We start from the raw sequence: 26,109 nt of genomic DNA, 5'->3' as shown, positions 1-26,109 counted from the left end.
GGTTTGGATGATAGATTCGCCGCAATCAGCAAAAAACAGGGCTAAAGTCCTTGGCTTGCGGACATAAACGCTCTAATCGAGGTCCCCCATGGACAATCTGAACGGCTTGCTGGCATTCGTCCGCACGGTGGAAAGCGGCAGCCTGGTGGGCGCCGCCGAACGCCTGGGAATTTCCGCCTCGGCGGTCGGCAAAAGCCTGGCGCGGCTGGAGCACAAGCTCGGTGTGCGGCTGCTCAATCGCAGCACCCGGCGCATCAGCCTGACCGACGAAGGCACGCTGTTTTTCGAGCGTTGCCAGCGCATCGTCGGCGAGGTGGAAGAAGCCGAAGCCGAACTGGCGCGGATCAGCGACACTCCGCGCGGCAAGTTGCGGGTCAGCCTGCCCGCAATCGGCTATCGCATGCTGTTGCCGATTCTTCCGGAGTTCACCCGGCGCTACCCGCAGATCGAACTCGACCTGGACTTCAACGACCGCTTGATCGATGTGATCGCCGAGGGCGTCGACGCAGTGATCCGCAGCGGCGAGCTGGCCGACTCGCAACTCAAGTCCCGCACCCTCGGGCCCTTCGGCTTTGTCCTGGTCAGCGCTCCGCAGTACTTTGCCGAACACGGCACGCCGCAGTCCCCCCGGGATCTGGAGCAGCACGCCTGCCTGCGCTACAAATTCCCCGGAACCACCCAGTTGCAGCAGTGGACCCTGCGCCTGCCCGCCGGCGAGCCGCCCCTGAGCCTGCGCAGCGCCTTGACCAGCAACAACCTGGAGTCGCTGATCTTTGCCGCCAGCCAGGGCCTGGGCATCGCCTTTGTCCCGGATTTCGTGGTCCGCGGCGCCCTGGCCGAAGGCAGCCTGGTGGCAGTGCTGGATGACTATCAGATCGACAGCGGCAAATTTTCGGTGCTCTGGCCCAGCAGCCGCCACTTGCTGCCCAAGCTGCGGGTGTTCGTCGACTTTCTCGGCGAGCACCTGCGCCTGGGGCGCGATTGATCCTCGGGTAATCCTTGCCCAGCGCCGGCTCAGGCTGGAATATGGCGGCGCCATGACCGACTCAGGAGCCGCGCCCCCCGATGGACACCCCACTCACTGTCGAGATCCCCACCCTGTACACCGATCGCCTGATCCTGCGGCCGCTGCAACTGGCGGACGCCGAAGCAGTGCAAGCGCAGTTTGCTCACTGGCAGGTGGTGCGGTATCTCAACGCCCTGGTGCCCTGGCCCTACCCGGCCGATGGTGCCCTGAGCTACCTGCGAGACCTGGCCCTGCCGGCCATGGCCCGGGGTGAAGAGTGGCATTGGGCAATCTGCCTGAAATCAGCGCCCGGACAGTTGATTGGCAACGTCAGCCTGATGGATGAAACCGATAACAACCGTGGTTTCTGGCTCGCTCCCGCCTGGCAGGGCCAGGGGTATATGGGCGAAGCCAGCGCCGCGGTCACCGCCTACTGGTTCGAGGTGCTGCAACGCCCCCTGCTGCGGGCGCCCAAGGCGGCGCCCAACCTGGGCTCACGGCGGATTTCCGAACGCAGCGGGATGCGCCTGATCAGCTGCGACGAGGGGGACTTCGTCGCCGGGCGACTCCCCAGGGAGCTCTGGGAAATCACCCGCGAAGAGTGGCAGCGCCTCAGGTAAACCGCACCCGGGCTTGGCTTCAAAGCGGGCGCTTGGCGCCCTTTGTCCCGGCGTTCGTCGGGCGTAACGCCCTGGCCCCACAGCCGCCATCGGCGGCCCAAGCTGCGGCGGCTTGTCGTCTTTCTCTGCGGACACTGGCGCCTTGGATGCCATTGCCCCTGCTCGCCTCACCAGCTCGGCAAACATCAACAAACTCAAATGTCAGCTTACTAATATGTGTATTCATCTTGATGTTTACCGCGCTTAAGCTCGCCCTGTCCTCATCCGAGGGCAGGCAAGGTCGGTCCGCCTACAACAAAAGCTACAGGCCACCCCAATAACAATTTGATCTGCCGATTCCAGGAACTCCCTATGTCCCAATTTCGACGCCCTACCCGTGGCCGCCGTACCCGTGCTGCGCCGTGCGCACGAGGTGCGCAATGAACACTTCCCATGATGAAACCCTGCTTCAGCGCCAGGGCTACCGCCAGGAGCTGCACCGTGGCCTGTCGCTCTGGTCGTCCTTTTCCGTAGGCTTTGCCACGGTCTCGCCGGTGGTCGGCATCTATTCGGTGATGGCCCTGGGGGCCATGAGTGCAGGCCCGTCCTGGGTCTGGATCGTGCCGCTGAGCCTGGCCCTGCAGCTTCTGGTGGCCCTGGTGTACGCCGAACTGGCTTCGCAGTACCCGCTGGCTGGTGGTTGTTACCAGTGGGTCAAGCGCCTGGCGGGCGATCGCTGGGCCTGGTTCACCGGTTTCATGTACCTCGCGTCGGCCCTGGCGTCCCTGACCACCGTGGCCTACCTCGGCGGGTTCTGGCTGTGGCTGTTCGTCACTGGTCATGCACCGGAAGCCAACGCCCAGGTGGCCAGCGGCGCAGTCCTGCTGCTGCTCGGGCTGGGGGTCAATCTGCTGGGCATCAACCCGCTGAAATATTTCGTCAACGCGGGGATCATCGCCGAAGCCATTGCCTCCATCGGTATCGGCCTGTTGTTGTTGATCTTTTTCCGCAACCACTCCTGGTCGCTGCTGTTAGAAGGCCTGAGCGCCACGGCCCCGGCCGATGGTTCGTACTTCAGTGGCTTTATCACGGCGATGGCCGTCGGCGGCTGGGCCTTTCTCGGCTTCGATGCCTGCTCCCAGGTTTCCGAAGAGACCGCCGACGCCCGCACCTCGACCCCACGGGCCATCCTGCGCTCGATGATCCTGGTGGGGCTGACAGTGATGCTCACCGCGTTCGCCGTCACCCTGTCGTTTACCGATACCGCCGGCATGGTCGCCGGTAGCGTGGTCGACCCGGTAACCCCGGCGGTGGTCGACGCCTTTGGGGCCTGGTCCGAGCGGCCCTTCGTCGGCGTGGTGCTGGTGGCCTTTATTGCCTGCGTGGTGTCGGTTCAGACCTACATTGGCCGCGCCGTGTTCGGCATGGCCCGGGACTCGATCCTGCCGGCGTCGGCCACTCTGCGCCGGGTGGACAAGCGCAAGGTGCCGTTCGCCGCGATGGTCTTCAGCACTCTGTTCGCCAGCTTCGGCCTGGCTCTGGGCCTGAATGCCACGGCCGTCGGCACCCTGATCGCCTTTGGCAGCGGCGGCTTTTTCATGGTGTTCCTGATCGTTATCAGTTGCGCCCTGATTGCCCGCCTGCGCGGGCGCTGGAAACCCGAGGCCGGGGTGTTCAGTCTCGGACGCTGGGGCCTGCCGGTGAACCTGCTGGCGTTTGTCTGGCTGGTGTTCGAAACCATCAACGTCGCCTGGCCCCGGGAGTCCCTGGCGCCACCGGGTGCTCCGTGGTTCCAGGTCTGGGCGGTGATCCTGGTGTTCTCCAGCCTGGCGCTGCTTGGCCTGCTGTACATGCTGCTGGCCAAGCCCTACCTGCGCACACCCAGCGCCCCGCTACCCACCAACTGACTTCCCCCGCGCTGTCGCCGACAGCGCTCTGCTCCCTGCCCGGGTGGCCATGACTGGCCACCTGTGAACTCACTCGTGCTGGAGAAAACCATGTCCCCTGCTGTGCATTACTGGAACTACCCCACTGAAATCTTCTGCGGCGCCGACGCCCTGGACCTGCTCGGGCAACGTTGCCGGTTGTTGAACATGGGCCGTCCGCTGCTGGTCACCGACCCCGGCATGCTCACCCTCGAACCCTTCAACCTGCTGGTTGCGCAGTTGCACCGCGCCGGGCTGCCCGTTGCGGTGTTTTCCGAACTGGGCGCCAACCCCAGCCTGGAAGATGTGCAGCGCGGCGTTGTCGCGTTCCAGTCCGGCGAGCACGACTCGCTGATCGCTCTGGGTGGCGGCAGCGCCATGGACGCGGCCAAGGGCATCGCCCTGGCAGCCTGCGACCCTGAGGGTCTGGAGCGCTTTGAGTGGTCGCAGATCATCGAGCGCTATCCGAGCCTGAGCGACTTCCCCGCACTCGGCCTGCCACCCCTGATCGCGCTGCCCACCACCGCCGGCACCGGCTCGGAACTGGGCCGTGAGGCGGTGCTGACCGATACCCGGCTGCACGTGAAACGGGTGATCAGCCATCCACAATTGCTCCCGGCCTGTGTGATCCTTGACCCGCAACTGACCCGCAGCCTGCCGCCGGCACTGACCGCCGCGACCGGCATGGATGCGTTGACCCATCACCTCGAAGCCTTCTGCTCGCCGCTGTATCACCCGATGTCCAGCGGCATCGCCGTCGAAGGCATTCGCCTGGTCAGCCAGCACCTGCGCCAGGCCTACGCCAACGGCCAGGACCTGGTGGCCCGCGAAGGCATGCTGGTGGCCTCGGCCATGGCCGCCGTGGCGTTCCAGAAAGGCCTGGGCGGCGTGCATGCCCTGGCGCACCCGCTGGGAGCGCGCTACCACAAGCACCATGGGTTGTTGAACGCGATCCTGCTGCCTTATGTGCTGGTGGCCAACCAGCCGGTGATCGACGCCGATATCGCGCGCCTGGCCCGCTACCTGGAATTGCCGCAGCCTGACTTCCGAGGCTTCCTGGACTGGGTCCTGGCGCTGCGCGCGGAGCTGGGCATCCCCCACAGCCTCGGCGAGATCGGCCTGGACACGGCCGACGCCGACTGGGTCGGGGCTCAGGCGGTGGCCGATATTTCCTCTTCCGAGACCAATGCCCAGCCCCTGAACGCCGAGCAGTACCGGACGATTTTCTGCAACGCGGTACACGGCGTGCTGCCGGGGGTGCGTCCATGAATCCGGCGCTCTATATCAACGGCCAGTGGCAGGATGGCGAAGGCGACGAGCAACTGAGCCCCTGCGACCCGTCACTGGGCCAGGTCATTGCCCGTCTCCAGGGCGCCAGCGCGCAGCAGATCGACCTCGCCGTCACTGCCGCGCGCCAGGCCCTCGGTCCTTGGCGCAGCCTCAGCGGCAGCCAGCGCGGGCACTATCTGCAAAGCTTCGCCCACGAACTCGAACGACGCCGCAGCACGCTGGTCGAGCTGCAAATGCGCAATAACGGCAAGCCGCGGCACGAAGCCAGTGTCGACCTGGACGATGCCATCGCCACCTTCACCTACTACGCCGGGCTGGCCCAACAACTGGACGCCACCCCGAACCGCGAAGTGCCGCTGTCGGCTCCCGGCTTCCAGGCCCATTGCCGGGTCGAGGCCCTGGGCGTGGTGGGCTTGATCGTGCCCTGGAACTTCCCCCTGGTGACCAGCGCCTGGAAGATTGCCCCGGCCCTGGCCGCCGGCTGCACCGTGGTGCTCAAGCCGTCGGAGGTCACGCCTCTGATAGAACAGGTCTACGCCGAGATCGCAGAAACGCTGGGCCTGCCGCCCGGGGTGTTGAATATCGTGGTCGGTGCCAGCACCGTCGGCGCGGCCCTCAGTGCGCACCCGGGGCTGGACAAGCTGTCGTTCACCGGCAGCAACCCGGTCGGGCAAAAAGTCATGCACAGCTGCGCCGAACATTGCCGGCCGGTGACCCTGGAGCTGGGGGGCAAATCGCCGATCCTGGTGTTCGAGGACTGCGATCTGGATCAGGCGGTGGAGTGGATCATTGCCGGCTTCTGCTGGAACGCCGGGCAAATGTGTTCGGCGACTTCACGCCTGCTGGTCCATGAAGCCATTGCCGATTCCCTGCTGCAACGCCTGAGCCAGGCCCTGGAACGGTTGCGGGTGGGCAACCCGCAGCATCAGGAAGTGGATATGGGCCCCCTGACCTGCGAGGCACAGTACCGCAAGGTGCTCGACTATTTCGCCATTGCCCGCGACGAAGGCCTGGTGTGCCTGACCGGCGGAGAAGCCCTGGCCGAACCCGGCTGGTTCGTCAGCCCGACGGTGTACGACCAGGTGCCGGGCGACAGCCGCCTGTGGCGCGAGGAAATTTTCGGACCGGTACTCTGCGCAAGGCGTTTCAGCACGGAAGCCGAAGCCTTGGCCCTGGCCAATGACAGCGCCTTCGGTCTGGTGGCGACAGTGATCAGTGCCGATCTGGCCCGGGCTGAACGGCTGGCGGCAGCCCTGGAGGTCGGTCATGTGTGGATCAACTCGATCCAGGCAGTGTTCGTCGAAACCTCATGGGGTGGGACCAAGGGCAGCGGTATCGGTCGTGAACTGGGGCCCTGGGGATTGGCCGCCTATCAGTCGCTGAAGCACGTGACCCGTTGCCTGGGGTAAACGCGGTGCTCAGTTGCGGTGTTCGCTCAGCAGGTCATCGATAAAGGCCTTGAGGGCTTCGCTATGGGGGTGGCCGGCGTGGGTGATCATGCTGTGCTGCACCTCGTAGCGCAGGGTCTGTGCATGCAACGCGCGCATCTGCCCGTCATGCACCCAGGGCCGGGCGTAGTGATTGGGCAAATAACCCAGGTGCGTACCCGCCAGCACCCCATGCACCACCGCCTCCATGTGGTAGGCGGTGGCCGTGGCACGCGACGGCGCCACCGGCAGCACCTGGTTGGCCGGCAGGAACCCGTGGCGAATCCAGTCACAGGCCTTGATCTGCTCCAAAGTCGGCGCGGCTTCGGCGAACAGCGGATGCCGAGCCCCACAGAACACGCCGATCTCTTCGCTGTACAACGGCTGATAGTCCAGGGTCGGCAGGCTACGGCTGAAATAGGAAATGGCCAGGTCCAGCTGGCCGTCGATCACCGCCAGCTCCAGCTCGGTGGGCGAGTTGACGAACACGTGCAGGTGCACATCCTGGTCGCGCCGGTAAAAGCGCGCGATCGCTGCGTCGATATGCGCCGCCGGCAAGGTCGCGATGTTGTCGGCCAGGCCCAGGTACAGGTCACCCACCAGGCGCCCGGACAATTCCTGGGCCTCGTTGCGAAACACGTCCACCGCACCAAACAGCGCACTGGCCGCCGCCAGGATGCGCTGGCCCTTCTCGGTCAGGCGAAAGCCTCCCTTGCCGCGCTCGCACAGGCGATAGCCGAGGCGTTTTTCCAGGCTGGAGATATGGGTGCTGATGTTCGATTGGCTCATGTTCAGCTCGGCCTGGGCCGCCGTGAAGCCACCGCATTTGACCACCACGGAGAAAATCCGCAGCAGACGCAAGTCCATATCGGTGACGTTTCTAAGCACAGTAGTTCCGCGGGCAAAGGGGCGTGAGGCTGGCTATTCAACGGCAGCCCGGAGCCAGCGTCAACTGCTGGCGGCCTTGCTTGCAGGCCCCTCGGCCCGCCCGGGCGAACACCCGCGAAGCGTGGCTGCACCTCAGGTAAAACGCACTCCGGGCCGGGCGCGCTCATCCACCGTCAACTCGAAGATATCCGGGCGCGCATAGTGCCCGACCACGTCGTAGTCGTAGCGGGCGCGCACCAGGTCCGCGGTGTCGATCTGCGCGCTGATCAGCCCCGCGCAGCCGACCAGGGGCCCGGCCAGCACATCGCCCATCGGCCCGACAATCACGCTGCCGCCGGCAATCAGCGGGCGCTCGGCGGGCCAATGGGCGATCTCCAGGCCCAGCGCCTGGGGCGAGGCCTGGACCTGGCAGGCGCTGACCACAAAGCAGCGCCCCTCATGGGCGATGTGACGCATGCTGACCTGCCACATTTCGCGCTCATCCACGGTCGGCGCGCACCACAGGTCCAGGCCCTTGGCGTACATCGCGGTGCGCAGCAGCGGCATCATGTTTTCCCAGCAGATCACCGCGCCCACGCGCCCTACCTGGGTGTCGAACACCGGCAGGGTCGAACCGTCACCCTTGCCCCAGATCAGGCGTTCGGTGCCGGTGGGCATCAACTTGCGGTGCTTGCCCAGCAGACCGTGCTGGGGGTCGAAATACAGCGCCGTGCAATACAGGGTGCTGCCGCTGCGCTCGATCACTCCCAGCACCAGATTGGCCCCGGTGCGCGCCGAGAGTTCGGCCAGGGCCTGGGTTTCCACCCCCGGCACGTCGATGGCATTGGCGAAATAGCGGGCGAAGGCTTCGCGGCCTTCCGGCAGGCGGTAACCCAGCTGGGTGCCGAACCCTTCGCCCTTGGGGTAGCCGCCAAGCAGCGCTTCGGGCATCACCACCAGCTGCGCGCCGGCTTCGATGATCGCGCTTTCATAGGACAGGATCTGTTCCAGGGTGGCGGCCTTGCCTTCGGGCAGGGAGCCGATTTGTAGCGCGGCGACGATGGATACAGGCATCGGAAAGCTCCGTGAACGGTGAAGTGTTGCCCATTCTCCGCCGCGCGCCGATCATGCATAAACCCCATCTCAGTGCTTAATGATATGAACCAGATGAATATCGCCAGCGTCGATCTCAACCTGCTCAAGGCCTTCGAAGCCCTGCACGACGAGTCCAGCGCCAGCCGCGCGGCGTTGCGCCTGGGCGTCACCCAATCGGCCATGAGCGCGGCCTTGCGTCGCTTGCGCGAATTGTATGGCGACCCGTTGTTCGTGCGCACCGGACGCGGCCTGGCACCGACCCTGCGGGCCAACCAGCTCAAGCCGGTGATCAGTGAGGCCCTGAACAAATGCCGGCAGAGCCTGGCCATGGTCGACCCCAACGCCAACGACTATCAGGGCCGCTCGGTGACGCTGGGGCTGTCGGATGATTTCGAGATCGCCTATGGCCGGCGTTTGATCGAGGCCGTGGCCCGGCGGGCGCCGAAGTTGCGCCTGATTTTCCGCCAGAGCCACAGCCAGATCGTCGGTGAAGCCCTGCTGCAACGCAGCATCGACCTGGCGATCAGCGCCGGCGGTTTTGCCGAACGCCTGCTCAGCCGCCAGGTACTGGGCGAAGGCAGCTACCTGTGCCTGGCAGACCCGGCCAGCCTGGAACCCGGGCAGCAGGCACTGAGCCTGGCGCAGTTTGTCTCGCGCGAACATGTGCTGGTGTCGTCACAGGGGTTTATCGGGATCACCGACGAGGGGCTCGCCGCCCTGGGCCTGAGCCGCCATGTGTGCGCCTCCACCAGCCATTTTGCAGCCTTGCCCTATCTGCTCAAGGGCAGCCAGGCGGTGGCGACCATCCCGGCCCACGCCGCCCGGGGGATTGCCGCCTTGAGCGGGCTGGCGCTGCTGCCCTGCCCGCTGGACCTGCCGCGTTACCCGATCGAGTTGGGGTGGCGTACCAGCGCCCAGGTCGACCCGGTGTTGCTCAAGGTGCGTGAGGCGATTATCGAAAGCTTCGCGGTTACTTGCTCGCCGCCATCAGCCGGTTGACTTCACTGCGGACCATGTTCGCGTATTCCGGCGGCGACATGCCGTCGAGTTCGGCGCGAACCCACTCGGACCAGCGCCCCTTGCGCTTGCTGCGCTCGCCGAACAGCCGCGCGGCATCGCCCTTGGCCTTGCCCAGGTTGCTCTGCCAGAGGTCGAACAGGCGGGACTTTTCATCTTCGAGGGCGGCGCGTTCGGCCAGGGTTTTGTCGGCCAGGTTGAAGCTCATGGGAAATTCCTGCTGCGTAAAATAGGCGACATCTTACACCTTAGGCGGCTACGGGTTTACCCTCGGGTTTTCACGGAAGCGGAAAATAGCTGCAACTTTTCCGCTCCCGCTCGACTCCATTGTTCACCGCATCACTTAACTCAAGGAGTAACTCAATGGCTCGCAAAACTGTCGCGCAAGCAGCCGAAGAACAAATCAAGGACCAGGCGTTCAGCGAGTTGCAGGCGCTGATCGAAGAATCGGAAAAACTGCTCAAGGGCAGCGCCGCGCTGGTCGGCGAAGAAGGTGAAACCTTGCGTCAGCAGGTTGCGCTCAAGCTCAAGCAGGCACTGGATTCGGTGGCCAATGTGCGTGAACGCAGCAAACCGGTGGTGGACGCCACCGAGAACTACATCGGTGGCCACCCGTGGCAGACCGTGGCCATTTCCGCAGGTTTCGGCCTGGTGGTTGGCCTGTTGCTCGGGCGCCGTTCCTGATATCGGTTCCTGAGCAAGGGTTTCAGGCGAGCCTTGCGCTCGCCTGAGCCTTGTTTATCGCGTCAACCGCTACAACCCCGCCAATTCCCGCAACTGTGCCAGCTCGGTGCGTGCCAGGGTTATCCCCTGCTCCTGTGATCTCTCCCGCTGCCAATGCCGCCGATCGCCCGGCAAACGCTTGAGCCCGACCCCATGCATCTGCCTGACCAGTTCCTGACTGCGTTCGGCGAAGTTCTGCCCGGCCGCTTTGCTCGGGTCGATGACAATCAGCAACTGCCCCGTCCAGGGCGTCTTGGCCCCAGGGTGGTTGGACCAGTCGAACTCGAATGAAAAATTGCCACCGGTCAAGGCCGCTGCAAGCAGCTCGACCATCATCGACAACGCCGACCCCTTGTGCCCGCCAAAGGGCAGCAAGGCGCCGCCTTCCAGAATCGCCTTCGGGTCCTGGGTCGCCTGCCCCAGGCTGTCCACGCCCATGCCCGGCGGCAGGCGCTCGCCTTTGCGTGCGGCAATCTGCACATCGCCGTGGGCAATGGCGCTGGTGGCCAGGTCGAAGACGATCGGCTCGCCCCCGGCGCGGGGCGCGGCAAAGGCAATCGGGTTGGTGCCGAACAACGGCCGGTCGGCGCCATGGGGCACCACGCAGGTCATGCTATTGACCACGCTCAAGGCCACCAGGCCTTCATAGGCGAAGGGTTCGACATCCGGCCACAGCGCGGCGAAGTGATGGGAATTGCGGATTGCCAGCACCGCGATCCCGGCGCTGCGGGCTTTTTCCACCAACAACGCCCTAGCAGCGGCCAGCGCCGGTTGGGCAAAGCCATTGGCAGCGTCGACCCGGACAAAGCCCGACGCCACGTCCTCGACCACCGGCACCGCCTGGCCATCGACCCAGCCGCTTTTCAGGGTCGAGACATAACCGGGAATACGGAACACGCCATGGCTGTGGGCGCCGTCGCGCTCGGCGCCAGCACAGTTGGCAGCAAGGCTGCGGGCCACCTCGAGGGAAGTGCCGTGACGCAGGAAGATGGTTTCCAGGAGCTGTGTAAGTTGGTCCAGCGACAGGGCTTCGCCAGGCGTTTCATCAACCAGGGGCAATGCGGACATCTGAAGCTCCAGTTTAATTATTGGAGGGGGCAACAGCGTAGAAGCGGATTAAACAACCTTCGACGCGCCTGCTGTCAACCACCGCGCAGGCGTGCACAGCCAATGCCAACACAGGTCGTTCAGAGGAAATCGGAGGCCGGAGGGGACGTTTGCAGCGGGGAGTCGAGACAGGGGGCAGGAGCGCCAGGGCTACAGAACGTGCCCTGGCGCGAGGGACTATCAGTCTTTCTGGTCACGCAGGACGTTGCCCGAAGCGCCGTCGATACGGAACTCATAGACAATTCCGTCAGCCTTGCGGCCTTTGCCTTCCCAGTAGCCGTCGTTATCGGCTTCGATCTCGTAGATCTCTACATAGCCGGCCTTGGTCTTCGCGGTTTCGACGGCTTTTTCAATGCTGATCCAGCCTGCGCCCGGACGATCGGCCAGCGCGGCACCGGCGCTGAGCAGGGAGGCAGTGGCGACGAAAGCGGCGAGGGTTTTCTTGATCATTTTTTCACTCCATTTGTGGATACTGATTACGTAAGTCCTGTTTTTAGGGCATTACCGTAAAAAATAAGTTCCACTTTGATGCGCATTCGCCATGACGGCTGTTCTCCAAGGGTTGGCGTGGAGGGTAGAATGTCGGAAATCAGGAAGAGTCAATGAGCGAACACACCCTCTCAGAAGCCGAATACGACGCCATCACGGATGCGGCAGCCCACTGGTGCATGCGTCTGCATGCATCCGATTGCACGGCGCAAGAACGCCAGGCATTCCAGCAATGGCATGACGCCGATCCTCTGCACGCCTTTGAATATGAAGCGATGCGCGAAATCTGGGACGTCGCCGACCATCTGCCCCGCCCATTGCCCGAACAGCTCACGCCTCCCCCGACAGTCCAGCCCCGGGCACGCAGGCACTGGCGCAGTTACGGCGTGGCAGCGGCCATCAGCGCCCTGGCCTTGCCCATGGCCGGTTATGCCGGGTGGAACCTGGGCTGGATCCCCTCCTCCTACGAGCACTTCACCAGCGACAACACGGTGCGCAAGGTGACCCTGGGGGATGGCAGCCAGGTTGAATTGAACCTGGGCAGCGAACTGACTTACAGCAACTACAAGGATCAGCGCCAGGTCACCCTGCGCAAGGGCGAAGCTTTCTTTGAAGTGCGCCATGACAGCAGCCACCCGTTCGTGGTCAAGGCCGCCCAGGGCCAGGTGAAAGTCACCGGCACCCAGTTCAATGTGTGGATGTATGAGGATCAGGTGCGCGTGACCCTGATCGAAGGCTCGGTGCTGGTCACCAGCAACAACGCCTTGCCCGGCGATGGCTTTCGCCTCGAACCCGGGACCCAGGCCCGCTACAAACATGGCGATTACGCACCGCAGATCAGCCAGACCTACGCCAACGACAGTTCCCTGGCCTGGCGCAGCGGCAAGCTGGTACTCGACAACCTGGCCCTGAGCGATGCCCTGCCCTTGATCAACCGCTACCTGAGCGCGCCGCTGATGCTGGCCGACCAGGCCACCGGGGCGATCCGTGTTGGCGGCATCTACAACATCAAGGAGGTCAAGGGCCTGCCGGCTTCGCTGCCCAAGGTGCTGCCGGTGTACCTGACGCGTAACAAAGACGGCAACCCAGTGATCAACTCGCTGCCGCAAAGCCCGCCGAAAATCTGAAGGCTGCGCCCTGACAGGCGCAGCCCGATTACCCCTAGCGCTTGGCCGGGGCACCCTCACCCACTACTTGCACCTGATAGCTCGGATCGGCCTTGATCTGCGCTTCGGTGAACGGCAGTGCGTGCCACTGCTTGTTGGAGAACGCCTCGGTCTGGTCCCGCGAATATTTCGACGCCGGATCGCTGGACAGGGAAAACGCCAGCAGCCCCTGGGCGTGAGGCCCCTGATCGTCAAAGCTGACCACTTGCAGGTAGCTGGTGCCGCTGACCACCTCACGCTTGCCCTTGGCCCCCGGCACGCTCTGCATCGCGTTGTACACCCCCAGGCTTTCCGGGCCGCCATGAATCGGCGTCTGCCGCTCACCGCTGCTGGCCACCTGGATATCACCCCAGCGCGTCTGCGCGCCCAGCCCGGCTTCGGCCACCTTGGTCACCGAGCCCAGCATCGCTTCACGCAGGGCCTGAGCCACCGCCGGCTGGTCGATGTTCAAGCCGCGCGGCGTGTGCTGCGGATCTTTACGATCAAAGGCCACGCGCCAGAAGTCGTTGTGCTTGAGCAATGGCTGCATCACATTCTGAAAGTGCACAAAGCCCAGGCCGGCCTGCAGGTTGGCGCTGCGATCCCAGGTCTTCAGGCTGGCACACACAGCCTCAAGCCGCCCGGCATCGGCCCCCAGGTCCCCGGCGCAAAACTGCAACACGTCCGGCAGCACCTGCCCGGCCAGGTACACCTGGTTATCCATCACCATCTGCTGCAAATCGGCGACACCAATCTGGCCCGAACCGCTCATCCGGCCCAGGCGTTCCAGGGCAAACCGCGAGCGTTGCTTGAGCGGCAGGTCCTGCTGGCTGATCAGCGGCGAGAAACCCTCCTGCGGCGCAGCCGGGTTGACCATCCAGGCCGAATCGTTGGAGTTCTGCACAAAGTCGCCGCGCAGCAGTTGCGGCAATTGTCGCGCGGCGAAGATGCCCGGCTGCGCAGCCCCCGGGGCGTTGTCCCAGGCGCAGGCACTGCGTGAGCCGTCGAGCACGATCATCTGCGTACCCGCCCGTGGGTCGCTGCACAGTGCCAGCTTGGCCGCGCTGACGTTGGGCACCACCGACTGGTTCATGTACAGCGCCTGGCCCTGATCATCCACCGCCAGGGTATTGACCCAGGGGATGCCCTGGATCTTGTGCACCGACCCCTGCAGTTGCTTGAGGTCCGACGCCTGATTCATGGCGTACCACTGTTGCAGCACCCGGTCGTTTTCCAGGTTGGCGTCACGCAGGCTGTAGGCGTACTGGCGATCCCAGTCGAGCTTGCCCGGCCATTGCACCACCGGGCCGAACTGCGAACTGTAGACCGTGCGCGTGACAAGCTGGAACTCGCCGTCCGCCCCCCGCACCTGGACATTCAGGGTCTGCGGAGTCAGCGGCAGCGACTTGCCGTCCAACAGGTAGCGAGTCGGGTCCTTGGGGTCCAGTTGCAGGCGATACAGGGTGAAGTGCTTGGACGTGTCGACCGTGTGAGTCCAGGCCAGGTGCCGATTGAAGCCGATATTGATCATCGGCAGCCCCGGCAACGCGGCGCCCATGACATCGAGCTTGCCAGGGATGGTCAGGTGCATCTGATAGAAACGCATGCCGCCAATCCACGGGAAATGGGGGTTGGCCAGCAACAGGCCGCGACCGTTGAACGAGCGCTCGCCCCCGACGGCCACCGCGTTGCTGCCGCGGTCCAGGGCAAAGCGCTGCTGACGCGCCTCAGCCAGTTGCAGGCTGGCACGACTGATGCTGGCCTGGGCCGGAGCACCGGGCGGAGTGGCACCGACCAGGGGCTCGGCGAATTGCCCGACGCCGCCTTCCACCAGCAGGCGCCGGGTCAATTTCACCAGGTCCAGGGTGGTCAGCGGCCGTACCCATTCACCGTCGCACTGCGCTGGCAGCCCCTGGGCCCGGCGTTCGGCCAGTTGCCGGTTGTAGCCGTCGACATAGCCCCCCATCAACTGGCGCACCTCGGGGGTTTGCGCCTGCAGGAAGCCGAACACCGCGTCGGGTGTGTTCAGCCACTTGAAAAACACATCGCTGGTGAGGTTGTCGCGCTGCTCGAGGGTCTGCCCTTCGGCCCCCAGGTACCTGGAGCGCTCGCCATTGACCGTCAGCACTTCGTTGGCCAGCAGGCACAGGTTGTCCTGGGCATAGGCGTAACCGATGCCATATCCCAGGCCACGCTCGTCGGTGGCACGGATATGGGGGACGCCGAAAGCGGTTCGCCGGATCTCGGCGCTGGCCTCGCGCGGTTGCGCGGGGGCCGGGGTGCGGGCGTGGGCCGCAAGGCTCAGCCCCAGACACAAGGCTGCGAGGCACACACTGGGTAACTGCCTGGAAATAATCACGCCGACTCCTGCTCGAAAAAAAAGACACCAGGCCGGCAAGGGGGGGACGACGCACACACGTCGAGCCAGCCTGGAGAACACGGTGCAGTCCGGCCGAAGCCGAAAAGTGCCTGCCCATAAAGACGAAAACCGACCGGGAAATTTAGCGCGCGAGGGGCGACAGAAAGCTGTCTGACGTGTCAGCGACAAGATACTGACGAAATTTATACATCTGGGGCTTCATGATTTGGCGTGCTCATACGTCTTAGTTAATGAGAGCACCCATCATTTTCCTGATCAGGCTCTGAAAAGGAGTTTTTGCATGTACAACCCGCAATTGCCAACGGACGGCAACACCGCGCAGTCCTCGCCTTCTCTGAATGCCGGCGCCGGTGTGTTCGGCAAGAACGCCGACCGCAACAGTAACGAGCGTATCCGCCAGCTGCTCAAGGGCTTCGGCCTGCGCACCAGCCTGATTCGCCTCAAAGTCATAGACGCCCTGCTGGTGGCCACCGAGAACGACCGTTCACTGGGTGTACGCGGTATTCACAGCCATTTGCTGGAACTGGATATCCCGCTGTCGTTCCTCAGTGTGCGTGAAGTGCTCAAGCGCCTGTGCAGCGAAGGGGTGATCACCCTCAACGCCGACAAAAGCTACAGCCTGCACCAGCAGGCCGCAGCCTTGCTCGACGGCAGCGCCTGAGCCCGCCGGGTTCAGCTCAGGGCTTGACCTTGCGGCGCATCACGCCGTTGATGACCACTACCGCCACGGCCACGCCGATGGCGATGTACTGGAACATCTTCTCGCTGATGACGCCGTTGTTCTGCAGGTAGGACAGGCCAAGCATGATCCCCAGTACCAGGAGGGAGATCAGAATCGAGTATTTCAAGCGTTGTGACTGGGTCATTACGGGTTCCTGGGCCTTGGAATGTATCGGCTTTGTATCAAGACGAATGCCAAGCACCTACCGAGATTCGGGGATGGGACAGGGCAAACGGGGTCGTATGTTACAGGCGCGCAAAAGTTTTCGCTGCACGGGCGCCGAAGTTGTCCCCCAGAGCCCATGAGGATTGAAACATGTTCCGTCGAATCACAGTGCTGATTCCCCTGCTGCTGATGCTGGCCCTGTCCGGCTGCATCTTTCTTCCAGGCGGGCACGGAGGCCATCGCTACTACGACGGCGGGCCTGGTTACTACCACCGTTGAAGACCCGGCACTCCAGCACTGACCGATCCAGGCCAGCCTGAAGCGCCGACCCGCAGCACAACGTCCCGACGCCCGCTCCCCAGCGGGCGTTTTGCTGTGGCCGCTCAGCGCCGGTACTGGTGCACGCCCGGCCCGTCGAACAGCTCCACCAGCCAATCGACGAACACCCGCACCCGCGTCGATAAATGCCGCTGCGGCGGGTACAGCGCGGTCAGCGGCAACCTCGGCGGTGGTACATCCCGCAGTATCTGCCGCAGGCGTCCGTCGGCCAACTGCTGGGCAACGTGGTAGTACGGCGTCTGCACCAGCCCGTAGCCAGCCTCACAGGCCGCCAGGTAGCCATCGGCGCTGTTGACCGCTACCTGTTTGGGCAGGTCCACCAGGCGCACTTCCTCCCCCACCTCGAACTCCAGGCCGTAGCGCTTGCCGGAGACGCTGGAAAAGTACTCCACCACCTGATGCCCGCCCAGTTCGTCCAGGGACTGCGGCGTGCCATGGCGCTCCAGGTAACCGGGGCTGGCGCAGGTCACCTGCTCCATCAGCACCAGTGGCCGGGCCACCAGGGAGTCATCCAGGCACAGGCCGCCGCGCAACACGCAATCCACACCCTCACGGATCAAGTCCACCGGCCGGTCGTTGAGGCCGATCTCCAGCTCGATCGCCGGATAACGCGCGGAAAACGCCGGCAATGCCGGGATCACGATCAAGCGCCCGACGCCGGCCGGCATATCGATGCGCAAGGTGCCACGCGGGTTGCGCCGGGTCGCCGAAAATGCCGCCTCGGTCTCTTCCAGGTCCGCCAGCAATTGCACACAGCGCTGGTAATAGGCGGCCCCATCCAGGGTCGGGCTGACCTGGCGCGTGGTGCGGTGCAGCAACTGCACACCCAGATGGGCCTCCAGTTGCTTGATCAGGATGGTCACCGACGCCCTTGGCATTTGCAGGCTGTCAGCGGCCTTGGCAAAGCCGCCAAGTTCGACGATACGGGTGAAAACACGCATGGCGTTGAAACGGTCCATGGGGCGCAGACTCGTGGATTATTTAGAAATTACGAACAGTGATAGCGTTTTTAGCCGGTTTATCTTGGTTTTGTCGAGGAGAACAATGGCGACACTTAACCAACCGGAGTCATACCCCGATGCAAACCCGTCAACTTGGTAAAAACGGCCCTCACGTCAGCGCCATCGGCCTCGGCTGCATGGGCATGACCGACTTCTACACCACCGGCACCGATACCCGCGAAGCCATCGCCACCCTGCATCGCGCCCTGGAATTGGGTATCAACCTGCTGGACACCGCCGACATGTACGGCCCCCACAGCAACGAAGAACTGATCGGCCAGGCCATTCGCGGCAAGCGCGAACAGGTGTTCCTGGCCAGCAAGTTCGGGATCGTGCGCGACCCGGCCAACCCGGCGGCCCGCGGGGTCAACGGCAGTCCCGAATACATCCGCGCTTCCATCGACGGCACCCTCCAGCGCCTGGGGGTTGAAACCCTGGACCTTTACTACCAGCACCGCATCGACCCGCAGGTGGCGATCGAGGAAACCGTCGGCGCCATGGCCGAGCTGGTCAAGGCCGGCAAGGTGCGTTACCTGGGGCTCAGCGAAGCCTCGGCGACGACCCTGGAGCGGGCGCACAAGGTGCATCCGATCAGTGCCCTGCAAAGTGAATATTCGTTGTGGAGCCGCGATCAGGAAGACAACGGCTGCCTCGCCGCCTGCCAGCGCCTGGGCATCGCCTTTGTGCCCTACAGCCCATTGGGCCGAGGGTTTCTCACCGGCGCGCTGAAAAGCCCAGAAGACTTCGCCGCCGATGACTACCGGCGCTTCAGCCCACGCTTTCAGGGGGAGAACTTCGCGAAAAACCTGCTGCTGGTGGATCAGGTGCAGCGCCTGGCGGCGGAAAAAGGCGTGACCGCTGGGCAATTGGCCCTGGCCTGGGTGCTGGCGCAGGGCGACTACCTGATCCCGATTCCCGGAACCAAGCAACGCAAATACCTGGAAGAAAACGTCGCGGCGCTGGAGGTGCGCCTGGAGGCCGCCGAGCTGCAAGCTCTGGAGCGGATTTTCAGCCCCGAGGCCACGTCCGGCCAGCGCTACCCCGAGGCAGTGATGGCCCTGCTCGACAAGTAAGCGGCGTGCGTCGCGGGCTCGGCCAGAGCCCCGACGCACTCAAGGCGTCAGGCCTTGGCGGAGATGTTCTTGTCGACCACCGTCGTACCGTTGCCCTTGCCATAGGTCTGCAGGTTTTGCAGGACGTAGATGGCCTTCTTGTACTCGGGGATCAAGTAGTTGGCGTACTTGTTGCCCTTGAGGTTGTTGTTCTGGATGGTCTCAAGCTTGGTGGCGAAGAATTCCAGGGCATTGAACGCCTGGTCCGGGTTCTTCGGCGCACCGAAACGGTCGAAATCATCGCCGGCACTGAGCAGGTTCAACGCCGTGATATCAGTGATCAGGCCGTTGTTCTTGAGGAAGGTGCTCATGTTGCCCAGTTGAGTGGCGGTGACGTTGGTCGGATCAAAGCCCTTGATCTGCCGGTGCAGCTTGAGCTCGTCCATCTTCTTGGTGTTGAGCGCCGTCGGGTCGTTGCCGACCAGGGCCAGCATCTGTCGCACCTTGGTGCTCTGGGAAACCGGCTTGGCGGTCTCCGAGCCCTCACGTACCAACAAACCGGCCTTACTGGTCCAGGCACCGACATATCCGATTGTCACGAGCATGCTTCCTTTTTCATATGTACACAGTGCCCGGGCGGCGAAGCCTCAGCCGAGCGGCGAATAGGCGCAAGTATCAACGTGCCATCGCCCTCCAACAACGCTTTATTTCGGCAATTTACAATTCTTGTACATTTTCGATACAAACCAGCCAAGCCCCGTCCTGCAAGGCTTGTACTCATCAGCACGAAGTGTTCCAGGTCCTTTTCAAGCGTATTTTCAGGCCTGCAGCCTGCGCAATTGAACGGCCTCGGATACATGACAGCGATATCAGGCGACGACGGCCATAACTTTCTTGCACGGGCGTACTAAAGCTGGGCAAAACCACGCCGACAACCTGACGAAGCCCTGATAGGGGGCGCTCGCCTCGAATAATAAGAAACGCTTCGAAAGGACAGGTCCAATGCCCGCACTGCGCACGATCCAAGCTCGCTACACGTTGTTTCTGGTCCTGTTCATCCTGCTGATGTTCGTGCTGACGGTCGTCGGCATCAGCCAGCTGGTGGCGCCCAAGCTGCGCCACACCGAAGAACAGGTGGTCCTCAATCGCATCGCCGAAGTGGCCCAGCAGATCCAGGGCGAACTGAACAAGGTCCAGGCCCAGCAACGCACCATCACCCAGACCATTCCCCTGCTCGACAGCGACACCATCGACAAGGTCCTGCCGGGCCTGGTGGACCAATACGGCGAGCTGAAAGTGTTTGGCGGCGGCATCTGGCCCCTGCCCGGCCAGCGCACCCCGGGGCGCAACAAGCACAGCACTTTCTGGCACCGCGATGCCTCCGGCAAGCTCACGGTCAATACCTTCTGGAACAGCGACCCGGCGCCCAACTATTACGACCAGTCCTGGTACAAGGGCGGCATGCAGACCCCGCGTGGACAATGTGCCTGGGCCGCCGCCTACAAGGATGATGCCAGCGCCGAGCCGCGCACCAACTGCGCCATGGCCATTACCCGGGACGGTGTGCCGTACGGCGTGGCGACCATCGACGTGACCCTGGGCTTTTTCAACGACCTGGTGGCGCGCAAGGAACAGGACCTCAAGGCCGAGATGCTGATCGTCGAGGCCGACGGCAAGATCATCAGCAACAGCTCGCGCATCAACGGCCAGATCGTACTCAAGAACATCAGCGATCTGGTAGCCAGCTCGCCGTTCGCTGCCCAGGTCAAGGCCGGGCTGGAACGCCGCGACGCCTCGTTGCAACGGGTCGAGTTCGACAACGCCGGGGTCGCCAGCACCTTCTTCATGCGCCCGATAGAGGGCTCCCCCTGGTTCCTGGCCAGCGCCCTGCCGACCGAGTTGATCACCGCCCAGCGTGACGACGTGCTGAGCACCCTGAGCCTGTTGCAGATCCCGATGATCGTCCTGCTGGTGCTGTTGCAGGTGTACGCGATCCGCCAGCTGGTGCAGCGGATGAAGGCGCTCAAGGCCAATATCGACGCGCTGTCCACCGGCGATGCCGACCTGACGCGGCGCATCACCATTCGCGCCGAAGACGAACTGGGGGCCATCGGCCATTCGGTCAATCGCTTTATCGTCTACCTGCAGAACATGATCGGTGAGGTGACCGAGGCTACCGGGGCCATGGCCAACAGCCTGGAGCAACTGCAACAGACCTCGACCCAGACCACGCAGATCCTCGCGCGGCATGCCTCGGAAACCGACCAGACCGTCACCGCCATTACCGAAATGAGCGCCACCGCCGACAGCGTCGCGGCCAATGCCGCCCAAACCGCGGCCTTTACCCAGCGCGCCAACGAACACGCCGAACGCTCGCGGGTGGTGGTCGGCGAAGCGTCGAGCAGCGTGGTGGCGCTGATCGACGAAGTGGCCAGCGCTACCCACAAGGTCGAGGCCATGCAGCAGGATGCCCAGCGCATCACCGAGATTCTCGGGGTGATCGGCGCCATTGCCGGGCAGACCAACTTGCTGGCGCTGAACGCCGCCATCGAAGCCGCCCGGGCCGGCGAGCAAGGCCGCGGTTTTGCCGTGGTGGCCGACGAAGTGCGCGCCCTCGCCGCCCGCACTCAGGCCAGCACCTCGGAGATCAACGAAATGCTCAACCGCCTGACCCTGGGCGTCAGCTCTTCGGTCAGCGCCATGGAAAACACCCAGGCCAGCTGCCAGTCGGCGGCGGACGCCACGGCCAGGGTCAACTCCGGGCTGGATGAAATGGCCGGTTCGGTCAACCAGATCAACAGCCTCAGCACCCAGATCGCCACCGCGGCCGAACAACAGAGCGCAGTGACCGAAGAGATCAATCGCAGCATGGTCAGCATCCGGCACATGGTCGAGCAACTGGTAGACAGCGGCCAGGCCAGCGCCAGCAACACCCAGAACCTGCTGCAGGCCAACAACCGGGTCAGCGCCCTGATGGCGCGCTTCAAAGTCCGCTGAACGGTCGGTTGCACTGGCGTGCGTGGCGCGCCAGTGCAGCTATATTTGCAGCTCCGGTCACAAGGAGGTGCAGCATGGGACAGCGCCAATCGCATCTGCTGGACGAGCACATCATCAATGAGCTCTATATAAAGGCAGGCATCGACCAGGTTTATGACTACGTGACCCAGCCCGAGCGCTGGCACGAATGGCACCCCACGGCCCTCAGCGCCAGTACCAGTCACCCGGGTTCCCTGCCCCTGGGCCAGCGCTTTACCGGGGTCATCGACCTGCTGGGGGTGCAAGTGCACCTCAATTGCCGGGTGATCACCGCCCTCCCGCCCCGGGAATTCAAGGCGGTGTTCAGCTCCATCGCCGTCGACGGCACCCTGCATTACCAACTGCAGACCCGGGGCAACGCCACCCTGTTCAAGCGCACCCTGCACTACACCTCCGACCTCAACCTGGGTGGCATCCACTCGCGCCTGGTGGAGCAATCGAACCAGGCCCTGGATAACCTCAAGCACAAGCTGGAAATCCCGCCTCGCTGACAAATCTGTAATGTCGCCCTCAGTGATCTGTCAGCAACCACGGTTTAATCTCCCCCCAAGCAACACCTGCGGCAGCGGCTACAGGGCGGGCTGTAGTTTGTATAACCTTGAAACACAAGTGCCCGGCGACGGGTCGAAAAAAGCTCAAAATGCACGCCCCCCGGACCTCCTTTTGATCACGAGACCTTTCATGAAAAACACCCTGCGCCTGGCCGCCCTGTCGGCCCTGTTCGTCACTTCCCTGGCCCAGGCCGCCGCGCCCATCCCGATTGAAGTACACCGCGACGCCAACTGCGGTTGCTGCAAGGAGTGGATCAAGCACCTGGAAGCCAACGGCTTCAAGGTCGAGGACCACGTTGAAAGCAACATGAGCGCGGTCAAGCAGCGCCTCGGCGTGGCGCCACGCCTGGCCTCCTGCCACACCGCGGTGATTGACGGCAAATTCGTCGAAGGCCATGTCCCGGCCGAGCAGGTGCTGGCCCTGCGCAACCGCAGCGACCTGCTGGGCATCGCCGCCCCGGGCATGCCCATGGGTTCGCCCGGCATGGAGATGGACGGCATGCCCGCCGACGCCTACCAGGTCATCGGCCTGACCAAGGACGGCCAGGACGTCGTGGTCGCGGACTACCCGGCCCATTGATCCTCGGCTACCTCGGGCTGTTTCTAGCGGCGTTCGGCGCCGCCACCCTGCTGCCCCTGCAATCGGAAGCGCTGCTGGTCGGCCTGCTGCTCAACCCCCACTACGCGCCGTGGCTGCTGTTGCTGAGCGCGACCCTGGGCAATGTCCTCGGCTCGCTGCTCAACTGGTGGCTGGGGAGGCGCCTCGAACGCTTCAAGAGCCGGCGCTGGTTCCCGGTCAGCCCCCGCCACCTGGAGCGCGCCCGGGTGCATTACCAACGCTACGGGCACTGGTCGCTGCTGCTGAGCTGGGTGCCCATCATCGGTGATCCGCTGACCCTGGTGGCCGGGGTCATGGGTGAGCCGCTCAAGCGTTTCCTGCTGATCGTGACCCTGGCCAAGGGCGCACGCTATGGCGTGCTGGCCCTGCTGACCCTGGGCATCACCGCCTGAATCCATGCCAATCGGGGGCGTGGAATTCGCAACGGATTTGCGCCAAGATCGTCTGCCACCCGCTACGCCCTCCCTGTCCAGACGTGCAGGAACCGGGTTGAGCGTGCAGATTCTCCCCGCCCCAGGAGCCGCCCCATGACGCTGAAGATTGCGGTAATCGATGACTGGCAACAGGTCGCCCGTGACGTGGTGGACTGGTCGCCAGTGCAAGGCATTGGCGAGGTCACCTTTGTCCATGACTACCCCGCCGACACCGCGACCTTGAGCCAGCGCCTGACGGATTTCGAGGTGATCTGCGTAATGCGCGAGCGCACCCGCTTCGACGCGGCCCTGCTGCGCAGCCTGCCGCGCCTCAAGCTGCTGCTGACCGGCGGCATGCGCAATGCCGCCATCGACCTCGCGGCGGCCAGCAGCCTGGGGATCCAGGTGTGCGGCACCGACAGCTACAAGCACGCCGCCCCCGAACTGACCTGGGCCCTGATCATGGCCCACACCCGCAACCTGCTGGCCGAAGCCACCTCCCTGCGCAACGGCGGCTGGCAGCAAGGCCTGGGCGGCGACCTGCATGGCAAGACCCTGGGTATTCTCGGCCTGGGCAGCATCGGCCAGCGGGTGGCGCAATTCGGCCAGGTGTTCGGCATGCGCGTGATCGCCTGGAGCCAGAACCTGACCCCGGAGCGCGCCGCCGAGGTCGGGGTGACCGCTGTCAGCAAGCAGCAACTGTTTGAACAGGCCGACGTGCTCTCGGTGCACCTGGTGCTCAGCGAGCGCAGCCGTGGCCTGGTGGACGCCCAGGCCCTGGGCTGGATGAAACCTGCAGCGCTGCTGGTGAACACCGCGCGCGGGCCGATCGTCGACGAAGCGGCACTGATCGCTGCCCTCCAACAGGGCCGATTGGGGGGCGCGGCGCTGGATGTGTTCGATCCGGAGCCACTGCCCGCCGATCATCCCCTGCGCCACCTGCCCACGGTGCTGGCCACGCCCCATCTTGGCTACGTCAGTCGCAACAACTACCGCCAGTTTTATGGGCAGATGATCGAAGACTTGCTGGCCTGGCACGCCGGCCAAGCGTTGCGCCCACTCAACTAGAGCGCCCGGCGCCGCGTCAGAGCCGCGCACCGCTTTCGTGCGCAGGGAATGGCGCCCGCACCGCGACCTCGCTCCTGGCGGTGCTTTTTCGCGCCACGGGCCGCACCTGTCCGCCCTCCCGCAGTGCAGCCCCTACCTTTCGTCGGGTTATTTGCGCCCGCTGTCGCCGCCGGTCGAACTTATTCCCCGATCGCGCCTGCCAGGCTCTAGGTTCTGTCCTAGACTGGTTTTCACAAAGTGACCGGACAGTCACCTTTACTGAAAAATAGTCGAAACTTTTGCTGTAGCCCTTGGGTCAGCTTAAAGGTGGGGCCATAGCGACTGGTGCAATCCTTGCAATGCCCCTTTCACCCTTTTTGCTTCGACGCAATGGGCTGCCTTGGCTCTTCATTGCGTAGCGCTTGTGCGCCCGGATCCAGGCCCAATTCAGGCAGCGAACCGGCGCCAGTGCAGGTGTGAGACCAGGACCAGATCAATAAAATGGGAGAGACACATGATCAGTGCCGTATTGGAAACCCAGGGAGAACAACCTCAGCCTCAGGCCAGTGAAGCGGCCAACAAGTCCATGCTCGCTCCGGGTGGCAAAACGGTTTCGCCGATTCATCGGATCAATCCCAACCGCAAGAAAGTCCTGTTCGTGACCTCGGAAATCGCCGACCTGGTGAAAACCGGCGGCCTGGGCGACGTCTCGGCGGCACTGCCCCGGGCCATGTCCCATCTGCACGATGTACGGGTCCTGATTCCCGGCTACCCGCAGGTGCTGCACAGCGAAAACCCGATCCATATCATCGGTGAGCTGGGCGGCCACGCGGCCTTGCCGGCCTGCAAGATCGGGCGCATGGACATGCCCGACGGCCTGGTCATCTACGTTCTGATCTGCCCCGAGCTCTATGAGCGCGAAGGCACGCCTTATGGCGCCAACAACGGCCGCGACTGGCCGGACAACCACATCCGGTTCGCGCGCCTGGGGCTGGCCGCCGCCGATATCGCCGCCAACCTGGCGCAGATCCACTGGTGCCCCGACCTGGTGCACGCCCACGACTGGCCCGCCGGCCTGGCCCCGGCCTATATGCACTGGCGCGGTCAACGCACCCCAACCCTGTTCACCATCCATAACCTGGCGTATCAGGGCGTGGTCAGCCTGGCCTGCTGCCCGGAGCTGGGCATCCCCGAACATGCCCTGCAACAGGAAGGCATGGAGTTCTACGGCAAGCTGTCGTTCCTCAAGGCCGGTATGGCCTACTCCAGCCACATCACCACGGTCAGCGCCACCTACGCCCAGGAAATCACCACCCCGGCCTTCGGCTGCGGGCTTGACGGCTTTTTGGCCAGCAAGACCCAGCAGGGCCTGCTCAGCGGTATCCCCAACGGCATTGACGAAAGCTGGGATTCCACTTGCGATCCGCACCTGTTCCGCCCATTCGGCATTGGCGACTGGGACGGCAAGGCAGTCAACGCCGACCATGTGCGGCAGATGTTCGGCCTCGACGATTCGTCGGGTCCGCTGTTCGCCGTGGTCTCGCGCCTGGTCTACCAGAAGGGCCTGGACCTCACCGAAGGCGTGGCCGAGTTTATCGTCAAGTCCGGTGGCCAGATCGCCATCATCGGCCGTGGCGAGCCGGAAGAAGAGCAAGCCATGCGCGCCCTGGCCCAGCGTTTTCCAGGGCAGATCGGGGTGCATATCGGCTTTAACGAAACTGACGCCCGACGCATGTTTGCCGGTAGCGACTTTCTGCTGATGCCATCGCGCTACGAGCCTTGCGGCCTGAGCCAGATGTACGCCCAGCGCTTCGGCTCGTTGCCGGTGGCACGCAACACCGGGGGCCTGGCCGACACCATCGAAAACGGCGTGACCGGGTTCCTGTTCGACGAGTCCACCGTGCCCAGCTACGAAGAAGCCCTGCAACGGGCATTCAAGGTATTCGCCTACCCCGAACTGCTCAATGCCATGCGCTGCCGGGCCATGGCCGCACCCTTCAACTGGTGCAAGGCGGTCGAACCCTACGCCGAACTCTATGAACAACTGGTTGCCAAGGCGCTGGGTAAATCGATGCACAAATAAGAGGCCACATGG

Annotated in this window: 26 protein-coding genes; 17 read left to right on the top strand and 9 right to left on the bottom strand. The window is 63.9% G+C overall.

Annotated features, from left to right (window positions below; all coding sequences use genetic code 11):
- Positions 1-88: 88 nt before the first annotated feature.
- From JFU57_RS22460 to JFU57_RS22440, 5 genes are all read left to right on the top strand, one after another.
- Positions 89-985, top strand: coding sequence for a LysR family transcriptional regulator (locus JFU57_RS22460; protein ID WP_078472153.1), 897 nt, complete (start codon positions 89-91; stop codon positions 983-985).
- Between the two features lie 80 nt (positions 986-1,065).
- Positions 1,066-1,626, top strand: a complete 561-nt coding sequence (locus JFU57_RS22455; RefSeq protein WP_201130821.1) for a GNAT family N-acetyltransferase — start codon at positions 1,066-1,068, stop codon at positions 1,624-1,626.
- Between the two features lie 419 nt (positions 1,627-2,045).
- Positions 2,046-3,512: an APC family permease gene (locus tag JFU57_RS22450; RefSeq protein ID WP_201130820.1), complete on the top strand. Its 1,467-nt coding sequence runs from the start codon at positions 2,046-2,048 to the stop codon at positions 3,510-3,512.
- A gap of 90 nt (positions 3,513-3,602) precedes the next feature.
- Positions 3,603-4,799 carry an iron-containing alcohol dehydrogenase gene (locus JFU57_RS22445; protein WP_201130819.1) on the top strand — a complete coding sequence of 399 codons (1,197 nt, stop codon included), beginning with the start codon at positions 3,603-3,605 and terminating at the stop codon, positions 4,797-4,799.
- Positions 4,796-6,229, top strand: coding sequence for an aldehyde dehydrogenase family protein (locus JFU57_RS22440; RefSeq protein WP_201130818.1), 1,434 nt, complete (start codon positions 4,796-4,798; stop codon positions 6,227-6,229). Before JFU57_RS22445 ends, JFU57_RS22440 begins: the two co-directional genes overlap by 4 nt.
- A 9-nt stretch (positions 6,230-6,238) precedes the next feature.
- On the opposite strand, the gene JFU57_RS22435 is transcribed toward JFU57_RS22440, so the two are convergent.
- On the bottom strand, positions 6,239-7,135 hold the full coding sequence (locus JFU57_RS22435) for a LysR substrate-binding domain-containing protein (protein WP_201130817.1): 897 nt from the start codon (positions 7,133-7,135) through the stop codon (positions 6,239-6,241).
- 132 nt (positions 7,136-7,267) lie between these two features.
- Positions 7,268-8,188 carry a carbon-nitrogen hydrolase family protein gene (locus JFU57_RS22430; RefSeq protein WP_201130816.1) on the bottom strand — a complete coding sequence of 307 codons (921 nt, stop codon included), beginning with the start codon at positions 8,186-8,188 and terminating at the stop codon, positions 7,268-7,270.
- 84 nt (positions 8,189-8,272) lie between these two features.
- On the opposite strand from JFU57_RS22430, the gene JFU57_RS22425 reads away from it, so the two are divergent.
- On the top strand, positions 8,273-9,208 hold the full coding sequence (locus tag JFU57_RS22425) for a LysR family transcriptional regulator (protein ID WP_201130815.1): 936 nt from the start codon (positions 8,273-8,275) through the stop codon (positions 9,206-9,208).
- Here JFU57_RS22425 and JFU57_RS22420 read toward each other — a convergent pair.
- Positions 9,180-9,434: a hypothetical protein gene (locus tag JFU57_RS22420; protein ID WP_020298147.1), complete on the bottom strand. Its 255-nt coding sequence runs from the start codon at positions 9,432-9,434 to the stop codon at positions 9,180-9,182. The genes JFU57_RS22425 and JFU57_RS22420 overlap by 29 nt on opposite strands.
- 155 nt (positions 9,435-9,589) lie before the next feature.
- On the opposite strand from JFU57_RS22420, the gene JFU57_RS22415 reads away from it, so the two are divergent.
- The gene (locus JFU57_RS22415; RefSeq protein WP_020298148.1) at positions 9,590-9,910 is read left to right on the top strand and encodes a DUF883 family protein; all 321 of its coding nucleotides are present in this window, start codon (positions 9,590-9,592) and stop codon (positions 9,908-9,910) included.
- Between the two features lie 69 nt (positions 9,911-9,979).
- On the opposite strand, the gene JFU57_RS22410 is transcribed toward JFU57_RS22415, so the two are convergent.
- Together JFU57_RS22410 and JFU57_RS22405 are read right to left on the bottom strand one after the other, a co-directional pair.
- On the bottom strand, positions 9,980-11,017 hold the full coding sequence (locus JFU57_RS22410; protein WP_201130814.1) for an Ldh family oxidoreductase: 1,038 nt from the start codon (positions 11,015-11,017) through the stop codon (positions 9,980-9,982).
- 219 nt (positions 11,018-11,236) lie between these two features.
- On the bottom strand, positions 11,237-11,506 hold the full coding sequence (locus JFU57_RS22405; RefSeq protein WP_020298150.1) for a PepSY domain-containing protein: 270 nt from the start codon (positions 11,504-11,506) through the stop codon (positions 11,237-11,239).
- A 152-nt stretch (positions 11,507-11,658) separates the two neighbouring features.
- On the opposite strand from JFU57_RS22405, the gene JFU57_RS22400 reads away from it, so the two are divergent.
- On the top strand, positions 11,659-12,672 hold the full coding sequence (locus JFU57_RS22400; RefSeq protein WP_201130813.1) for a FecR family protein: 1,014 nt from the start codon (positions 11,659-11,661) through the stop codon (positions 12,670-12,672).
- Positions 12,673-12,706: 34 nt separating this feature from the next.
- On the opposite strand, the gene pvdQ is transcribed toward JFU57_RS22400, so the two are convergent.
- Positions 12,707-15,049 carry a bifunctional acylase PvdQ gene (gene pvdQ / locus JFU57_RS22395; protein WP_201130812.1) on the bottom strand — a complete coding sequence of 781 codons (2,343 nt, stop codon included), beginning with the start codon at positions 15,047-15,049 and terminating at the stop codon, positions 12,707-12,709.
- 301 nt (positions 15,050-15,350) lie between these two features.
- On the opposite strand from pvdQ, the gene JFU57_RS22390 reads away from it, so the two are divergent.
- Positions 15,351-15,731 (top strand): hypothetical protein, encoded by a 381-nt coding sequence (locus tag JFU57_RS22390; protein WP_020298153.1) that lies wholly within the window; start codon positions 15,351-15,353, stop codon positions 15,729-15,731.
- Between the two features lie 16 nt (positions 15,732-15,747).
- Here the strand turns inward: JFU57_RS22390 and JFU57_RS22385 are convergent, their stop codons facing one another.
- Positions 15,748-15,936: a hypothetical protein gene (locus tag JFU57_RS22385; RefSeq protein ID WP_020298154.1), complete on the bottom strand. Its 189-nt coding sequence runs from the start codon at positions 15,934-15,936 to the stop codon at positions 15,748-15,750.
- Positions 15,937-16,106: 170 nt separating this feature from the next.
- Here JFU57_RS22385 and JFU57_RS33455 point away from each other — a divergent pair, with 170 nt between their 5' ends.
- The gene (locus JFU57_RS33455) at positions 16,107-16,235 is read left to right on the top strand and encodes a hypothetical protein (RefSeq protein WP_274609824.1); all 129 of its coding nucleotides are present in this window, start codon (positions 16,107-16,109) and stop codon (positions 16,233-16,235) included.
- 104 nt (positions 16,236-16,339) lie between these two features.
- Here the strand turns inward: JFU57_RS33455 and JFU57_RS22380 are convergent, their stop codons facing one another.
- Positions 16,340-17,254 carry a LysR family transcriptional regulator gene (locus JFU57_RS22380; protein ID WP_201130811.1) on the bottom strand — a complete coding sequence of 305 codons (915 nt, stop codon included), beginning with the start codon at positions 17,252-17,254 and terminating at the stop codon, positions 16,340-16,342.
- Between the two features lie 119 nt (positions 17,255-17,373).
- Here JFU57_RS22380 and JFU57_RS22375 point away from each other — a divergent pair, with 119 nt between their 5' ends.
- Positions 17,374-18,369 carry an aldo/keto reductase gene (locus tag JFU57_RS22375; RefSeq protein WP_201130810.1) on the top strand — a complete coding sequence of 332 codons (996 nt, stop codon included), beginning with the start codon at positions 17,374-17,376 and terminating at the stop codon, positions 18,367-18,369.
- A gap of 47 nt (positions 18,370-18,416) precedes the next feature.
- Here the strand turns inward: JFU57_RS22375 and JFU57_RS22370 are convergent, their stop codons facing one another.
- Positions 18,417-18,947 (bottom strand): hypothetical protein, encoded by a 531-nt coding sequence (locus tag JFU57_RS22370; protein ID WP_078472283.1) that lies wholly within the window; start codon positions 18,945-18,947, stop codon positions 18,417-18,419.
- A gap of 403 nt (positions 18,948-19,350) precedes the next feature.
- Between JFU57_RS22370 and JFU57_RS22365 the strand changes: the two genes are divergently transcribed.
- The 6 genes from JFU57_RS22365 (at position 19,351) to glgA (ending at position 26,097) form a co-directional block, all read left to right on the top strand.
- A complete protein-coding gene (locus JFU57_RS22365) occupies positions 19,351-21,345 on the top strand; it encodes a methyl-accepting chemotaxis protein (protein ID WP_201130809.1) in 1,995 nt (664 codons plus the stop codon).
- Between the two features lie 74 nt (positions 21,346-21,419).
- A complete protein-coding gene (locus tag JFU57_RS22360) occupies positions 21,420-21,875 on the top strand; it encodes an SRPBCC family protein (RefSeq protein ID WP_201130808.1) in 456 nt (151 codons plus the stop codon).
- Between the two features lie 190 nt (positions 21,876-22,065).
- Positions 22,066-22,515: a DUF411 domain-containing protein gene (locus tag JFU57_RS22355; protein WP_201130807.1), complete on the top strand. Its 450-nt coding sequence runs from the start codon at positions 22,066-22,068 to the stop codon at positions 22,513-22,515.
- Positions 22,512-22,946: a YqaA family protein gene (locus JFU57_RS22350; RefSeq protein ID WP_201130806.1), complete on the top strand. Its 435-nt coding sequence runs from the start codon at positions 22,512-22,514 to the stop codon at positions 22,944-22,946. Before JFU57_RS22355 ends, JFU57_RS22350 begins: the two co-directional genes overlap by 4 nt.
- A 135-nt stretch (positions 22,947-23,081) precedes the next feature.
- Positions 23,082-24,035, top strand: a complete 954-nt coding sequence (locus JFU57_RS22345) for a D-2-hydroxyacid dehydrogenase family protein (protein ID WP_201130805.1) — start codon at positions 23,082-23,084, stop codon at positions 24,033-24,035.
- A 493-nt stretch (positions 24,036-24,528) separates the two neighbouring features.
- Entirely contained in the window at positions 24,529-26,097 is a 1,569-nt protein-coding gene (glgA, locus tag JFU57_RS22340) for a glycogen synthase GlgA (RefSeq protein WP_201130804.1), read from the top strand.
- Positions 26,098-26,109 lie beyond the last annotated feature (12 nt).

Origin of the sequence: Pseudomonas sp. TH07, from assembly GCF_016651285.1 — a bacterium.
In the GTDB taxonomy this organism is placed as follows: domain Bacteria; phylum Pseudomonadota; class Gammaproteobacteria; order Pseudomonadales; family Pseudomonadaceae; genus Aquipseudomonas.
The sequence above is the reverse complement of the archived record's forward strand: the minus strand, read 5'-3'. Positions and strand labels throughout refer to the sequence as shown.

What these genes read in the sequence shown, in the direction of transcription:
- JFU57_RS22460 (WP_078472153.1), top strand. Translation starts at nt 89, where the DNA reads ATGGACAATCTGAACGGCTTGCTGGCATTCGTCCGCACGGTGGAAAGC.
- JFU57_RS22455 (WP_201130821.1), top strand. Translation starts at nt 1,066, where the DNA reads ATGGACACCCCACTCACTGTCGAGATCCCCACCCTGTACACCGATCGC.
- JFU57_RS22450 (WP_201130820.1), top strand. Translation starts at nt 2,046, where the DNA reads ATGAACACTTCCCATGATGAAACCCTGCTTCAGCGCCAGGGCTACCGC.
- JFU57_RS22445 (WP_201130819.1), top strand. Translation starts at nt 3,603, where the DNA reads ATGTCCCCTGCTGTGCATTACTGGAACTACCCCACTGAAATCTTCTGC.
- JFU57_RS22440 (WP_201130818.1), top strand. Translation starts at nt 4,796, where the DNA reads ATGAATCCGGCGCTCTATATCAACGGCCAGTGGCAGGATGGCGAAGGC.
- JFU57_RS22430 (WP_201130816.1), bottom strand. Translation starts at nt 8,188, where the DNA reads ATGCCTGTATCCATCGTCGCCGCGCTACAAATCGGCTCCCTGCCCGAA.
- JFU57_RS22425 (WP_201130815.1), top strand. Translation starts at nt 8,273, where the DNA reads ATGAACCAGATGAATATCGCCAGCGTCGATCTCAACCTGCTCAAGGCC.
- JFU57_RS22420 (WP_020298147.1), bottom strand. Translation starts at nt 9,434, where the DNA reads ATGAGCTTCAACCTGGCCGACAAAACCCTGGCCGAACGCGCCGCCCTC.
- JFU57_RS22415 (WP_020298148.1), top strand. Translation starts at nt 9,590, where the DNA reads ATGGCTCGCAAAACTGTCGCGCAAGCAGCCGAAGAACAAATCAAGGAC.
- JFU57_RS22410 (WP_201130814.1), bottom strand. Translation starts at nt 11,017, where the DNA reads ATGTCCGCATTGCCCCTGGTTGATGAAACGCCTGGCGAAGCCCTGTCG.
- JFU57_RS22405 (WP_020298150.1), bottom strand. Translation starts at nt 11,506, where the DNA reads ATGATCAAGAAAACCCTCGCCGCTTTCGTCGCCACTGCCTCCCTGCTC.
- JFU57_RS22400 (WP_201130813.1), top strand. Translation starts at nt 11,659, where the DNA reads ATGAGCGAACACACCCTCTCAGAAGCCGAATACGACGCCATCACGGAT.
- JFU57_RS22390 (WP_020298153.1), top strand. Translation starts at nt 15,351, where the DNA reads ATGTACAACCCGCAATTGCCAACGGACGGCAACACCGCGCAGTCCTCG.
- JFU57_RS22385 (WP_020298154.1), bottom strand. Translation starts at nt 15,936, where the DNA reads ATGACCCAGTCACAACGCTTGAAATACTCGATTCTGATCTCCCTCCTG.
- JFU57_RS33455 (WP_274609824.1), top strand. Translation starts at nt 16,107, where the DNA reads ATGTTCCGTCGAATCACAGTGCTGATTCCCCTGCTGCTGATGCTGGCC.
- JFU57_RS22380 (WP_201130811.1), bottom strand. Translation starts at nt 17,254, where the DNA reads ATGGACCGTTTCAACGCCATGCGTGTTTTCACCCGTATCGTCGAACTT.
- JFU57_RS22375 (WP_201130810.1), top strand. Translation starts at nt 17,374, where the DNA reads ATGCAAACCCGTCAACTTGGTAAAAACGGCCCTCACGTCAGCGCCATC.
- JFU57_RS22365 (WP_201130809.1), top strand. Translation starts at nt 19,351, where the DNA reads ATGCCCGCACTGCGCACGATCCAAGCTCGCTACACGTTGTTTCTGGTC.
- JFU57_RS22360 (WP_201130808.1), top strand. Translation starts at nt 21,420, where the DNA reads ATGGGACAGCGCCAATCGCATCTGCTGGACGAGCACATCATCAATGAG.
- JFU57_RS22355 (WP_201130807.1), top strand. Translation starts at nt 22,066, where the DNA reads ATGAAAAACACCCTGCGCCTGGCCGCCCTGTCGGCCCTGTTCGTCACT.
- JFU57_RS22345 (WP_201130805.1), top strand. Translation starts at nt 23,082, where the DNA reads ATGACGCTGAAGATTGCGGTAATCGATGACTGGCAACAGGTCGCCCGT.
- glgA (WP_201130804.1), top strand. Translation starts at nt 24,529, where the DNA reads ATGATCAGTGCCGTATTGGAAACCCAGGGAGAACAACCTCAGCCTCAG.